Origin of the sequence: Pseudomonas sp. NBRC 111132 (assembly GCF_001320565.1) — a bacterium.
Lineage (GTDB): Bacteria > Pseudomonadota > Gammaproteobacteria > Pseudomonadales > Pseudomonadaceae > Aquipseudomonas > Aquipseudomonas putida_P.
This window is the reverse complement of record NZ_BCBI01000098.1, coordinates 1-12,624: the sequence shown is the minus strand read 5'-3', so window position 1 is coordinate 12,624 and position 12,624 is coordinate 1. Positions and strand designations below refer to the sequence as shown.

The window sequence follows — 12,624 nt, the reverse complement described above, 5'->3', positions numbered from 1 at the left end:
GATCAACAGCGGGGGCTTCTCTACCACCGGCTCATCCGCCAGCCATTTGTACATCACCAGGCAGTCCACCAGCCCCAGGCGGGCATGGCGATAGGCCTTGGGCAAGCGGCCAACGGTCTCGAAGCCCAGCTTGTGCCAAAGCGCCACGGCCACTTCATTGCTGGCCACCACCGAGTTGAACTGCAGGGCCAGAAAACCTTCCTGGCGCGCCAGCTTCTGCGAGTGTTCGCACATCAGGCGCGCCACGCCCCGGCCGCGCGCCTGTTCGCAGACCATGTAGCCGCAATTGCCCACATGTGCGCCAGGCCCGGCAGCATTGGCCTTGAGGTAGTAGGAACCCAGCAGCTCGCCATCTTCTTCAGCCAGCAACGTATGCAAGGGCAGCTCCAGCCACAGCTGGCGAGCCTGTTCGACGCTCAGGGCTGGCTCGAAGGCGTAGGTTTCACGGGCCTGGACAATGGCTTGGAAGGTAGGCCAGAAACGGTCGAAGTCTTCGGGCGTCATGGGGCGAATGTGGATCATGCGGGTTCCTGCGCGGGCTAAGCCGCCCAGTCTGGGTGGCGCGGCGCCGTCGCGCAAGGGCGGCGACGCCGTTTGTGCTCAACCGTTGGCCTTGCCCACCGCGTCCATGGCACGCGCTGAGTAGACCAGTGCGGCCCCAGCATTCATCGCCACCGCTACGCCAAGCGCTTCGGCAATTTCCTCGCGGCTGGCGCCATGCTTGACCGCCTGTTGCGAATGCACGGCGATGCAGCCGTCGCAGCGGGTGGTCACGGCCACGGCCAGGGAGATCAGCTCGCGGGTCTTGGCGTCCAGGTGGTTGGTCTTGGCCCCAGCACCGCTGGCGGTCACATAACCGGCCACGGTGTCGGGTGAGAGTTGCTTGAGATCGCCGATGCCGGCCATCAACTGCTTACGGTAGGCGTCCCAGTCCATCATGCTCATCGTCTTCACCTTGGGGGGGTTGCGAGTGGAGCTTTCAGGCTAGTCGAAGAGTGGCAAGTGCGAGGCTTGTACTTTGGTGGTCATGCAGTGGGCCTTTGGCAGCGGGCTTGCACCAAGCCCGCGCCTACACGGTTCAGATGTAGATGAACACCAGCACCAACGCTGCGACCACTGCCCATTTCTCCAGGTAGTAACGCATGCGGTTGCGCTTCTTCAGCGCCTTGCCACGCTCGCGGATCTTGTAGATGCGGGTGAACAGGCGGTTGATGCCCCCGGTCTTGTCGCTGGCATCGTTGGGCGCAGCGGCGGCGGCCATGACATTTCGGCTGAACCAGCGGTTGAACGCGGTTGCCCAGCGGTACTTGAGCGGGCGTTCGACGTCGCAGAACAGGATGATGCGGTTATGCTCGGTGGTGTTGGCCGCGTAGTGGATGTAGGTTTCGTCGAAGATCACCCCCTCGCCATCGCGCCACGAGTACTTCTCGCCGTCCACGTCGATGTAGCAGCCGTCGTCGTTCGGCGTGTCCAGGCCAAGATGATAGCGGTACGAGCCCGCATACGGGTCACGGTGGCGCACCAGCTTGGCACCCGGCGGCAGGGTGGCGAACATGGCAGCCTTGACTGTGCCGATACCTTGCAACAGCTCGGTGGTGCGTGGGCACAGCGCCATCGCCGACGGGTGGCTCTCGCCGTACCACTTCAGGTAGAAGCGCTTCCAGCCGGTTTTGAAGAACGAGTTGAAACCGACGTCATCGTAATTGTCGGACTTCTTGATTTCGCCTACGTGCAGCAGCTGGCGGCCTTCCTCGCGGATCTCCTGCCAGTGGTCCTGCAGCGGTTTCAGTTCGGGAAAAGCCTCGACCGGCAGGTAAGGCTTGGCCGGGTGTTTGGAAAACAGGTACAGAAAGCTGTTGACCGGGGCCAGGAAACTGGAGTGGTCGCCCAGCTGACGCGTCAGCTTGTGGCGAACCCGACCGCGCAGGTGAACATAGGCGATCGAGAAGACGAAGATAAGTACGAGTGCAATTTTCATGGACGTTTACTTGTCGAAAAATGGCCATGCGCCATGGCATAAGCTCGCCAGCATAAACAATCATGGGGGCAGTTTGTACTTATTGTTACGAAACGGTGGGGCGACATTGGTGTAATGCCCTACAGTCTTGCGCAAACGTTTCATGTCAGGGAGTTTGTATGGTTCAGGATATACGCCCCAGCGGTAGCCCGTTCAAACGGCTGTTCTTCGCCTTGCCGGTCAGCGATGCCCAGCGCAGTGCTCTGGCCCAATGGCGCCGGGGCCTGAGCCTGCGCAGCGGCAAACCGGTGCCGGCAGCCAACTTCCACGTCACGCTGCTGTTCCTCGGTGATGTGGACGCCGCCCAGCTGCCAGCGATCTGCGCGGCGGTCGATCAACTGGCGCTGCCGGCCACGGCGCCGCGGCTGTTGCTCGACCGTTTGCAGGTGTGGCAGCGGGCCGGGGCCCTGGTGCTGGAGGCACAGCAGACACCGCCGGCCCTGTTGCACCTGGTGTACGGCTTGCAGCAGGCGCTGCTGCCGCTGGGGGTGGAGGCGGCCAGCCGTGAGTATCGGCCGCACCTGACGCTGTCCAGGGACTACCACGGCCAGCCACCCGAGGCCAGCAGCGCGCCGGAGTTCTACCTCACCGCGCGACACTTCACGCTTTACGAGTCGCGCAAGGGCGCCTACTGGCCATTGGCGCAGTGGCCGCTGGCGCAATGACCTGGGGTTAGAGCTCTGGGGTGTACTTGACCGTCAACAGGAAGTTACGCGGCTCGCCATAGTTGTTGCTGCCATTGAGCTGGTTGAAGCCTGCGACCCAGTACTTCTTGTCGAACAGGTTGTTGGCGTTGACGGCAACGTTCACTTCCGGGGTCAGCTGATAGGCCAGGCGCGCGCTCCACACCGTATAGCCCGGCACGGTGTAGGTGCGCTCGTAACCCAGGGTATGGCTTTGGGTGGTGAAGCCAAGGCCTGTACTCCAGCGCTGGCCGTCCAGTGGCAGCGTGTAATCGGCCCAGGCGCGCAGCATGTGTTTGGGTGTCCACTGGCTGAATGTGCGGCCTTTGTCGACAGGGTCTTCAAGGAATTTGGTGGTGTTGTAGGTGTAGCCTGCGAACAATTGCAGGCCACTCAGCACTTCACCGCTGATCTCGGCTTCGACACCCTGGCTGCGTACCTTGCCCGACGCTGTTGAACAGTACCAGTCATCGCAGGCGAACCCCGAGGTTGTATCGGTGACCGCGCGGTTTTCCTGATCGTAGCGGAACAGCGCGATCGAAGCGTTGACCCGGCCGTCAAGCAGTTCGCCCTTGAGGCCCGTTTCGTAGTTGCTGCCAATCACCGGTTTGAGCGGTGTATTGCCAACGGCGCGTTCGGTTTGCGGTACGAAGACGTCTGTGTAGCTTGCGTACCAGGCCCATTCGCGGGTCAGGTCGTAGACAAAACCTGCATACGGGGTGACCTCACCCGTTTCGGTCATGCGGCTGGTGGGGTTGACCTGGCCCGGGTTCAGCCCGCGGTACGTGGTGCTTGCGTAGCTGTAGTCGAACCAGCTGACGCGTGACCCGAGAATCAGCGTCAACCTGTCGGTCGGTTTGACGCGCCAGGCACCGTACAGTCCTTTCTGGCGAATATCATAGCCACTGCTTTCGTGGCGCCCGAAGGGCGCGGCAAGCAGGCTGTCACGGCTAGGCTCGGGGCGGTCATGGTCGATGTCGAAGATGCTGTCATTGCCACCAAAGGTGCGCCAGTAACCATCATCGCTGGTGAGCTTGGAGTAGTTGCCGCCAAAGGTCACTTCATGTGCTACGGGGCCTGTGTCGAAGTGGCCGACCACGTTCATGTCCAGGCCCAGCTTGGTGGAATGGAAGTCGGTGATCCAGTCTGCATACTCGATGCCACTGCCGTCAGGCTCAAGGCCTTCACCGACGGTCTGGGTGCGCTGGTGGGTCGACGTGTTGGTCTCGTCCATGCGCACTGCAGCGGCCTTGAAAGCCCAGTCCTCGTTGAAACGGTGCTCCAGGTCCAGGTAATAGGTGGTGACGTCGGTCTCGGCACGGCTCCAGCGAGCGCCGGTGTAGGTCGAGCGCGGTACGTCGACCGGCTTGCCCGTGGCGTAGCGGGGGATACCCCGCAGCATCGGTCGCGACTGCTGGCGGTTATAGCTGATGCCAGCACCCACGGTAGTGGCGTCATTCAGGTCGATGTCCAGCGCGCCGTACAACGAATGCGATTTGCTCCACTGGTAGTCGATGAAGCTGTCGCTTTGGTCTTCGTCGGCCACGAGCCGTCCGCGTACACGGCCATCGGCGGTCAACGGGCCGCCGGCGTCAAGCTGCAGGCCGTAATGGTCCCAGGAGCCAGCTTTGCCGGTGAGGGTAACGGTCGGGGTTGCCTGGCCGCGCTTGCGCACCAGGTTGATCGCGCCGCCGGGGCTACCTGTGCCCTGCAGCAGGCCTGAAGCACCGCGCAGGATCTCCACTCGGTCGAAGAACACCAGGTCTTGGGTTGCCCAGTTGCCCAGCGAATAGTTGTTTCGCGGAATCGGCACACCGTCGTACTGCCAGTCATCGATCTGGAAACCACGCGAGGTCACCACCACGCCAGGGCCAATGCCCTGCGCGCCGACAATGCCCGTGGTGTGGTTGAGCGCGTCCTGCAAATCGGTGATGCCCTGGTCATCCAGTTGCTTGCGCGTGATGACGGTGACCGACTGGGGGATCTCCTTGAGAGTGTGCGTGCCTTTGCCGAGGGTCACCGCACGGGCGGCATAGGAACCTGTGCCTTCGCTGGTTGCATCCACGTAGTTGTCGGTGATGCTGGTGCTGCCCAGCTCCATGACGTCGCCGCCCAGGCTGGCGGGGGCGACACTGAAATGCCCCTCGCTGGAAACCCGCAGCTGCAGGCCGCTGCCGGCCAGAGCAGCTTGCATGGCCTGTTCGGCACTCATCTGGCCGACCACGGCAGGTGCTTGCTTGCCGCGCACCAGTGCAGGCTCCAGCGCGATGATGTGGCCGCTTTGGCTGGCGATGCGGTTGAGCGTTTGAGCCAGGCTGGCGGGCGGCAGGTCGAACATCTGGGTTTGCGCCTGGGCTAGCACGTTGAAGCTGGCCAAGGCGGCGACCAGAGGCAGGGCGCGGGGCAAGGGGTTGTACACGGATTACTCCCGAATGAAGTGGCTGTCAGGAGGTATGTGGGACGAACAAAAAAAACTTGCCACCATTGCGAATGATTTTGATAAATATTTTTATCAAGAGGTTTTCAGGTCGATCAGCATCAGCCACGGGCCATAGCGTTCCACGCTGATTGGCAGCGCTTCGGCCAACGCCTTCAACGCCTGTTGTGGCTGGTCCAGAGGAAATACGCCTTGTACCCGCAGACCGCGTGCCGCGGGGGCGAGCCGAATGTAGCCACGCTGGTAGGGGCGCAGCGCGTCGACCACCTCATGCAGGGGCTGGTCGAGGACTTCCAGGCGGCCCTCCAGCCATGCAGCGCGTTGCTGTTGTTCGCCCGTCAGCCGTTCGAGGGTGTTACTGCGCAGCAGCGCGGCCTGCCCTTGCTGCAGCTCGGCCCATTGGCCATCGGCCAAACTGGCGCGGACACTGTGCTGCAGTACCACCACCCGGGTGGCATCTTCCTCCTGGCTGACCAGAAAGCGCGTTCCCAACGCCTGCACTTGCCCTTGCGCGGTGCGCACTCGCAGGGGACGCAGCGGGTCGCGCGCGACCTGGATCAGCAACTCACCGTGACGCAGCACCACAAGACGCTGCCCGGCATCGAACTGCACGTCGACCGCACTGGCGCTGTTCAGGCTCAGGCGACTGCCGTCCGCCAAAGTGAAGCTGCGTCGCTCGCCACGGCCTGTGTGCAAGTCGGCCAGCCAGCCTTGGGCAGTGTCACTGCGCCATCCACCCCACAGCGCCGTGCCCAACAGCCCCAGGCTTGCCATGGCGCCCAGTACGTCACGCCGTGAGCGAGTCGGCTGCATCAGCAATCGGCGCGCCTCTGCGGCTTGGCCAGGGGCCCGTTGATCGAGGGCGTGCAATGCGGCGAGCGGATGGCCAAGGCGTTGTTCCAGTCGGTTCCAGGCCTGTTGATGAGCGGGGTCCTGCTGCAGCCAGAGCCTGACCCGTTGCAGCAGCGCTGCATCAGGCGTAGCGGCCCTGAGCTCGACCATCCAGTCGATGGCCTGCTCGCTGACCCGGTCGAGGGCTGGCCTGCTCATGCCTGCACCTCGCACAGGTAACATTGGCGAAGCGCCTGTTTCATGTAGCGGCTGACCGAGCGCTCGCTGATCTGCAGCTTTGCGGCGATGTCGGCGTAGTGCATGCCGTCGAGCTGGCTATAGAGGAAGGTGGCTTTGACGACCGCTGGCAAGCCGTCCAGTGCCTGATCGATGGTCACCAGGGCCTCGATCAGCAGCAGCTGCTCCTCGGCCGATGGCGCTACGGCCTCCGGCAGCCGCGCCAGATGTTCCAGATAGGCGTGCTCGAGCTGGCGACGACGGTGGCGGTCGAAGATCAGCCGGCGAGCAATGATGGTGAGGTAGGCGCGAGGCTGCTGAATGCTGTCTGGATCGACACGCGCGCCGAGCATCTGGCAGAACGTTTCGGCCGCGGTATCCTCGGCGTCGGCGTGGTTACGCAGGCGTTTGTGGATATGCTGGAGCAACCAGCGATGGTGGTCGCTGAAGAAAAAGCCCAGTTTACGGGTCGATGTGCTGTCCAACGCCTGGTATCCGGTCGTGAGTGAAAATCGTTCTCAATAGTAGCTGGGTCGTTTGATTTCCTGCAATGGGAAGGCACTCTCGTAGGGATCAGGCAGCGGCCTGAGATTCGGCAAACAGCGTTTTGCCCAAGGCGTTGGCGTGCTGCAAATGGCGAACCTGGCTGGGGCCTTCGCTGTCGTCCAGCAAGGTCGAACCCAGTACTTCGGCGCCGCAGTAGTCGAAGATGCCGTGCTCGATCTGCACGCGCATGGCCTCGGCATAGCCATGCCGATCGAAGGTACCGCTGTCGGCGCCGGCAACACCGACCAGGTGCACCTTCATGCCGCGCAGCTTCTTGACGCTAACGCCCCCTTCGTAGTCGAACGCCCAACCATTGCTGAATACCCGCTCGACCCAGCCTTTGAGCAAAGCCGGCAACGACCACCAATAGATGGGGAAAACCAGTACCAGGGCATCGGCGCGGTCGATGCGCGCCTGCTCCTTCAGTACGTCAGCCGGTGGCGCTGCCTGGCGGCGGTGCACCGCGTGATCGGCCAGGCCAAAGCGTGGGTCGAAACCTTCACTGGCCAGGTCGGCGATTTCGCCAGTGTGCCCAGCACTGGCAAGGCCTTCGGCGACTTGGCGGGCAAGGGCGTGAGTGAGGGATTGCGGGTCGTGATGACCGACGACGATCAAGGCGTGCATGGTGGGTTCTCCAAGACGGGATGCGGAATGACCCTGAGCGCTATATACTCGAGGTAAGTTACGTTCAGTAAGTTACTTTTGGTAGGTAAGCAATGTCAAGCGACGATCGCACCCCGGTGCGTAAACGGCTGAACCGCGACGAACGCCGCAGGCAGTTGCTGGATGTGGCCTGGCAACTGGTGGGTGTGGAGGGGACGGATGCCCTGAGCCTGGGGCGCCTGGCCGAACAGGCTGGGGTAACCAAGCCGGTGGTCTATGACCATTTCGATACCCGCACCGGGCTGCTGGTGGCGCTGTACCAGGAATACGATGCGCGTCAGTCGCAGATGCTGGCGCAGGCCCTGGCCAACTGCGAAGACAGCCTGGTCAGCCGAGCCCAGGTGATTGCCGAGGCCTACGTGGACTGCGTGATGAGCCAGGGCCGGGAAATACCGGGTGTGTCGGCAGCGCTGGCCGGGTCGCCGGAAATGGAAGCGCTGAAACGGGCGTATGAGCAGCCGTTTCTGGACAAGTGCCGCGAAGCGTTGGCCGGTTTTTCGCCCAGCGGCAATGTGGGGGTTGCCGGCATGCGCCTGCTGGTGGGGGCGGCGGATGCGCTGTCCCAGGCGGCTGCAGCAGGGGAGTTGGAGGCCGGGCAGGCCAAGGCCGAGCTCAAGGCCGCAATTATCGCTATGGTAGAGCGGCAGTGAAGGCCTGAGTTCGTGGGGGGGCGCAAAGCGGCCACGAGGCCCATCCCGTCAAACTGGCAAGCTCTGGTACGGCAGTTCATCCCCTGGGCTGCGCTCGAACTGGCGCTTGTACTCGCGGCTGAACTGCGACGTGCTCTGATAGCCCACCCGGTGCGCGGCCTGCGCCACCCCCAGGCCTTCGCCAATCAGCATCTGCTGCGCTTTCAGCAGGCGTAAACGCTTCAAGTACTGCATCGGCGCCATGTCGGTGCAGCGCTTGAAGTGTTCATGGAAGGTAGAAACACTCATGTTGGCCCGCGTGGCCAGTGCCTCCACGCTCAGCGGCTCGGCGTAGTGCTCGCGCAGGTGGGTGAGGGCTGCGCCGATGCGGGCGAAGTGCCCCTGTTGCTCCACCAGTGCTCGCAACACACCGGCCTGCGGGCCGCGCAGCGCGGTATACAGCACCTCGCGTACGCGCCCCGGGCCCAGCACCTTGGCGTCCAGCGGGTCCTGCAGGCAATGCAGCAGCCGTTCCACACTGTCGCGCATTGGCGCATCCAGTGCTGCCGAGGTCATCGATTGCGGTGTTTGGGCCTGTACTGCAGCGTCCGGCACCATGTCCATGCTCTGCACCAGTTCACCCAGCACGCCACGGTCGATGTCCACCGCCACGCCCAGCAATGGCGCGTCAGGGGTGGCGAAGGTTTCGCACATGAACGGCACCGACAACGCCTGCACCAGGTAATGCCCGGCGCCGTACTCCAGAGTGCGTGGCCCCAGCCGCGCCAGCTTGCTGCCCTGGGCCAGGATCATCAGGCTGGGTTCGTAGATCTGTGGGCTGCTGGCGACATAGTGGTCCCAGCTCAGCACCTGCACCTGGGGCAGGCGTGTAGGTACGAAGCCCGGGCGTGTGGCGAGGGTGCGGATGAGCGCGCAGAGCGGCGCATTGGCGTCGACGTGGCGGGTCAGTTGCATGGTGAACCAAGGGCAGAGAATCAGACAGCTTAATCATCGCAGACTGGTGGCGTGGCGCTAGATGCTGGGTGGCATCTTCGGAGGATCAGGCATGCATGCCGGAGAATCAGCCGTGGGCGAGGCGGCAGGCGACGCGCAGAATGCGCCGCCTGAATCGTTTCACTTAAATGCGAGGTCCTGCATGTACACCGCCATCGGCTACGCCGCCCAAACCCCCACCAGCCCCCTGGCCCCCATGACCTTCGAGCGCCGCAGCCCGCGCCCGGACGACGTCGCCATCGAGATCCTGTACTGCGGTGTGTGCCACTCCGACATCCATCAGGCGCGCAACGAATGGGGCATTGCCGTGTACCCGCTGATGCCTGGCCACGAGATCATCGGCCGGGTTACAGCGGTGGGCGACAACGTCACTGCGCACAAGGTCGGTGACCTGGTCGGCGTCGGCTGCATGGTCGATTCGTGCCGCACCTGTGAAGCCTGCGCCAAGGACCTGGAGCAATATTGCCTGGAAGGCCCGACCATGACCTACGCCACCCCGGACCGGGTCGATGGCAGCAACACCATGGGCGGTTACTCCAGCAGCATCGTGGTCAGCGAGCATTTCGTGGTACGCATCCCGGCCGGCATGGACCTGCCCAGCGCTGCACCTATTCTGTGCGCCGGCATTACCACTTACTCGCCACTCAAACATCACGGCGTCGGCCCGGGCCACAAGGTCGGCATCCTCGGCATGGGCGGCCTGGGCCACATGGGTATCAAGCTTGCCAAGGCCCTGGGTGCGCAAGTGACCTTGTTCACTCGCTCCCAGGCCAAGGCCGAGGAAGCCCGCCGCCAGGGTGCCGACCATGTGATCGTGTCCACCGATGTCGAGCAGATGCGCGCCGCTGCTGGCCGCTTCGATTTCCTGCTCGATACCATTCCGGTGCAGCACGACCTCAACCCGTACCTGGAAACCCTGAAGTTCGATGGCGTGCACATCCTGGTCGGGCTGATCGAACCGATCGACCCGGCGGTGCATGCAGCCAACCTGGTGATGAAGCGCCGAGTACTGGCGGGGTCGTTGATCGGTGGCATCGCCGAGACCCAGGAAGTGCTGGACTTTTGCGCTGAGCACGGTATCCGTTGCGATATCGAGATGCTGGATATCCGCAATATCAACCAGGCGTATGAGCGGATGATCGCCGGTGACGTGAAGTACCGGTTCGTGATCGACATGGCCACGTTGCAGGGCTGATCGATCGGTTGCCTGTACTGGCCTATTCGCGGGGGCACCCGCGAGGAGGCCAGTACAGGCAACATGAATGATCGGTCTTTTACCAGACCATCGCCTTGTCCCAACCCTTCCAGAACAACCACCGCCGCACTTCGCCGTGTGCTCCGGTACCGATCTGCCACTCGGGCCGCCCGCTCTCCAGCGCAATTACCGACACAACCCCCGCATGGCTTGCCGCCACCAGTGTTCGCCCGTCGGCACTGATGTCCATCGCACTGATGGTCGACCCCAGGTAGTGCTGCCAATGCTCCTCGCCATCTTCGCCAAATGCCCGCAGGTACCCGTAGGCATCACCCACGATGTACTCGCCATCGCGCGCCACCCCGGCGTACACCCGTGCGCCATCCTGCACCAGCGGGGTGCGTGGGTCCTGGCTGTAGTAGTCGGTATCCAGGCCGGGCAAGTCCGCCACCCTGACCGCCAGTGTGGCGCCGCTGTAGAAATGGCAGGCATTGACGATTAACTGGTCACCGGTGCGGTTGAACAAAGCAAAGTGCGGGTATTCGCTGCCTGGGCCGATGTGTGCCAGCGGCCTGAGCTGATCGTCGAGGACCCGGTGCCGGCTGCCTTGCTCACCCACCACGATCAAGCGGCCATCTGCCGACACCGCGCCATGCTCCATGCTCAGCCCCAGGTTGATGTCGTCTGGCTCGGTACCTTCGGCCAGCTCATCGAGCACGCGCGTCTGCTGCGGCAGCAGGCGCGTTGCACCTTGACCGGCCAGCACGAAGATACCTTCGGCACTCACCAGCAGCACGCGTTGGCCGTCCGGGAAGGGGATAAGCGCGGTGGGTGTGGGCGGCAGGTCGAACGGCTCGAACGGGTAGCCCGGCGGCAACCCCTCCAGCCCGGTTGGCCAGGCCAGACGGCGCACCTGCGGGCCACCCCAGCCATCGGTCACACGTATGCCCTCGGCATTGGCCAGGGCGAAGTAGCGCCGGGCCGGGCAGCGGCCAAAGTGTTCGATACCGATGACCGGGGTTACCCCATGGTGGTCGATACGCACCACCTGGCCTTTGTCGTACGGCATGCCGATGCGTGCCAGCAGGCTGCCATCCTCCAGCAGCAAAACATTGCTGATGCCTTGGGCGTGGTCTTCGAGCAACGGTACCAGGGGATGGTGCGCGGGGGGCCAGGCCTCACGGAAGGCCCGGCGCTGCTGTTCGTCGACACCTGGGCAGTTGGCTGCCTGCAGGGCTGCCAACCAGGCGTCGAGCAGGTGTCTGGTGGCTGGCGCCTGCGGTTCTTCGAGGTTGTCCCAGCCTTGCGCACGGCCTTGCGCGACGTAGTCGTTGACGGCCTGGGCGTAGGCGGTAACCGCCTGCTGCCATTGCTGCTGGGGGTGCTGCTTGTCCATGAGCGGATCGGGCTCCTTGTCGCACACGCGTTTCACACAAAGCGCGCATGGTACTCCTTCTACCTGCCTCGCGGTTGTGAGGCCCCGGCTTGACGCGTACCATGCCGGGCATTCCTGTCAATAACAACGCGCACGTTGGCACCCCGGCAAGCGGGTGGCTGGCGTGCGACCTGTTGCCTGTCTGCGGAGAAGCACTTTCCACCCATGAACGGACCCACACCTACCCACATACCGCCCGCAACGGGCAGCGGCAGCTGGCTTAGCGTGATCGCCCTGGCCTTGGCGGCCTTCATCTTCAACACCACCGAGTTCGTTCCAGTGGCGTTGCTCAGCGACATTGGCCGCAGCTTCGACATGAGCACCGCCCAGGTGGGCCTGATGCTGACCATCTACGCCTGGGTGGTGGCGCTGGCCTCGCTGCCGATGATGCTGCTGACCCGCAACATCGAACGGCGACGTCTGCTGCTGTTCGTGTTCCTGGTGTTCATCGTCAGCCATTTGCTGTCTTGGTTGTCGCAAAGCTTTGCCATGCTGCTGGTCAGCCGTATCGGCATTGCCCTGGCGCATGCGGTGTTCTGGGCCATCACCGCTTCGCTGGCGGTGCGTGTGGCTCCACCAGGGCAGCAGGCCAAGGCGCTGGGCCTGTTGGCCACCGGTACTACCCTGGCCATGGTCCTGGGTATTCCGCTGGGCCGCGTGGTAGGCGAGGCGTTGGGCTGGCGCATCACGTTCCTGAGCATCGCCGGGGTGGCGCTGGCCACCATGCTGTGCCTGATGAAATCGCTGCCGCTGCTGCCCAGCCAGAACTCCGGCTCGTTGCGCAGCCTGCCGATCCTGTTCAAGCGCCCGGCGCTGGTGATCACCTACCTGCTGGTGACGCTGGTGATTACCGCGCAGTTCACTGCCTACAGCTACATTGAACCGTTTGCACTGCACGTGGCGCAGATTGGCGGTGAGCGCACCACGCTGGTGTTGT

The 12,624-nt window shown here is 63.5% G+C and carries 13 protein-coding genes; 4 read left to right on the top strand and 9 right to left on the bottom strand.

Annotated features, from left to right (window positions below; translation table 11 throughout):
• The 3 genes from APH35_RS27295 to lpxO all read right to left on the bottom strand — a co-directional run.
• Positions 1-522: GNAT family N-acetyltransferase (locus APH35_RS27295; RefSeq protein WP_060515802.1), on the bottom strand; the 522-nt coding region annotated here is incomplete at its 3' end.
• 78 nt (positions 523-600) lie between these two features.
• The gene (locus tag APH35_RS27290; protein ID WP_012271714.1) at positions 601-945 is read right to left on the bottom strand and encodes a carboxymuconolactone decarboxylase family protein; all 345 of its coding nucleotides are present in this window, start codon (positions 943-945) and stop codon (positions 601-603) included.
• A gap of 133 nt (positions 946-1,078) precedes the next feature.
• Positions 1,079-1,978 carry a lipid A hydroxylase LpxO gene (gene lpxO / locus APH35_RS27285; RefSeq protein WP_060515801.1) on the bottom strand — a complete coding sequence of 300 codons (900 nt, stop codon included), beginning with the start codon at positions 1,976-1,978 and terminating at the stop codon, positions 1,079-1,081.
• Between the two features lie 158 nt (positions 1,979-2,136).
• On the opposite strand from lpxO, the gene thpR reads away from it, so the two are divergent.
• Entirely contained in the window at positions 2,137-2,682 is a 546-nt protein-coding gene (gene thpR, locus APH35_RS27280) for an RNA 2',3'-cyclic phosphodiesterase (protein WP_060515800.1), read from the top strand.
• 7 nt (positions 2,683-2,689) lie between these two features.
• Here thpR and APH35_RS27275 read toward each other — a convergent pair whose 3' ends face one another.
• From APH35_RS27275 to APH35_RS27260, 4 genes are all read right to left on the bottom strand, one after another.
• Complete coding sequence (locus tag APH35_RS27275) at positions 2,690-5,119, bottom strand: TonB-dependent siderophore receptor (protein ID WP_060515799.1); 2,430 nt, start codon at positions 5,117-5,119, stop codon at positions 2,690-2,692.
• Between the two features lie 93 nt (positions 5,120-5,212).
• Positions 5,213-6,187: a FecR family protein gene (locus APH35_RS27270; protein ID WP_012271718.1), complete on the bottom strand. Its 975-nt coding sequence runs from the start codon at positions 6,185-6,187 to the stop codon at positions 5,213-5,215.
• Complete coding sequence (locus APH35_RS27265; protein ID WP_012271719.1) at positions 6,184-6,690, bottom strand: sigma-70 family RNA polymerase sigma factor; 507 nt, start codon at positions 6,688-6,690, stop codon at positions 6,184-6,186. Before APH35_RS27265 ends, APH35_RS27270 begins: the two co-directional genes overlap by 4 nt.
• Before the next feature lie 88 nt (positions 6,691-6,778).
• Positions 6,779-7,375, bottom strand: a complete 597-nt coding sequence (locus APH35_RS27260; protein WP_060515798.1) for an NAD(P)H-dependent oxidoreductase — start codon at positions 7,373-7,375, stop codon at positions 6,779-6,781.
• 92 nt (positions 7,376-7,467) lie between these two features.
• Here APH35_RS27260 and APH35_RS27255 point away from each other — a divergent pair, with 92 nt between their 5' ends.
• Complete coding sequence (locus tag APH35_RS27255) at positions 7,468-8,064, top strand: TetR/AcrR family transcriptional regulator (RefSeq protein WP_012271721.1); 597 nt, start codon at positions 7,468-7,470, stop codon at positions 8,062-8,064.
• A 48-nt stretch (positions 8,065-8,112) separates the two neighbouring features.
• Here the strand turns inward: APH35_RS27255 and APH35_RS27250 are convergent, their stop codons facing one another.
• Positions 8,113-9,018 (bottom strand): AraC family transcriptional regulator, encoded by a 906-nt coding sequence (locus APH35_RS27250; protein WP_012271722.1) that lies wholly within the window; start codon positions 9,016-9,018, stop codon positions 8,113-8,115.
• 181 nt (positions 9,019-9,199) lie between these two features.
• On the opposite strand from APH35_RS27250, the gene calA reads away from it, so the two are divergent.
• Positions 9,200-10,252: a vanillin reductase gene (calA, locus tag APH35_RS27245; protein ID WP_060515797.1), complete on the top strand. Its 1,053-nt coding sequence runs from the start codon at positions 9,200-9,202 to the stop codon at positions 10,250-10,252.
• A 79-nt stretch (positions 10,253-10,331) separates the two neighbouring features.
• Here the strand turns inward: calA and APH35_RS27240 are convergent, their stop codons facing one another.
• On the bottom strand, positions 10,332-11,648 hold the full coding sequence (locus APH35_RS27240; protein ID WP_060515796.1) for a hypothetical protein: 1,317 nt from the start codon (positions 11,646-11,648) through the stop codon (positions 10,332-10,334).
• A 204-nt stretch (positions 11,649-11,852) separates the two neighbouring features.
• Between APH35_RS27240 and APH35_RS27235 the strand changes: the two genes are divergently transcribed.
• Positions 11,853-12,624: sugar transporter (locus tag APH35_RS27235; RefSeq protein ID WP_082425863.1), on the top strand; the 772-nt coding region annotated here is incomplete at its 3' end.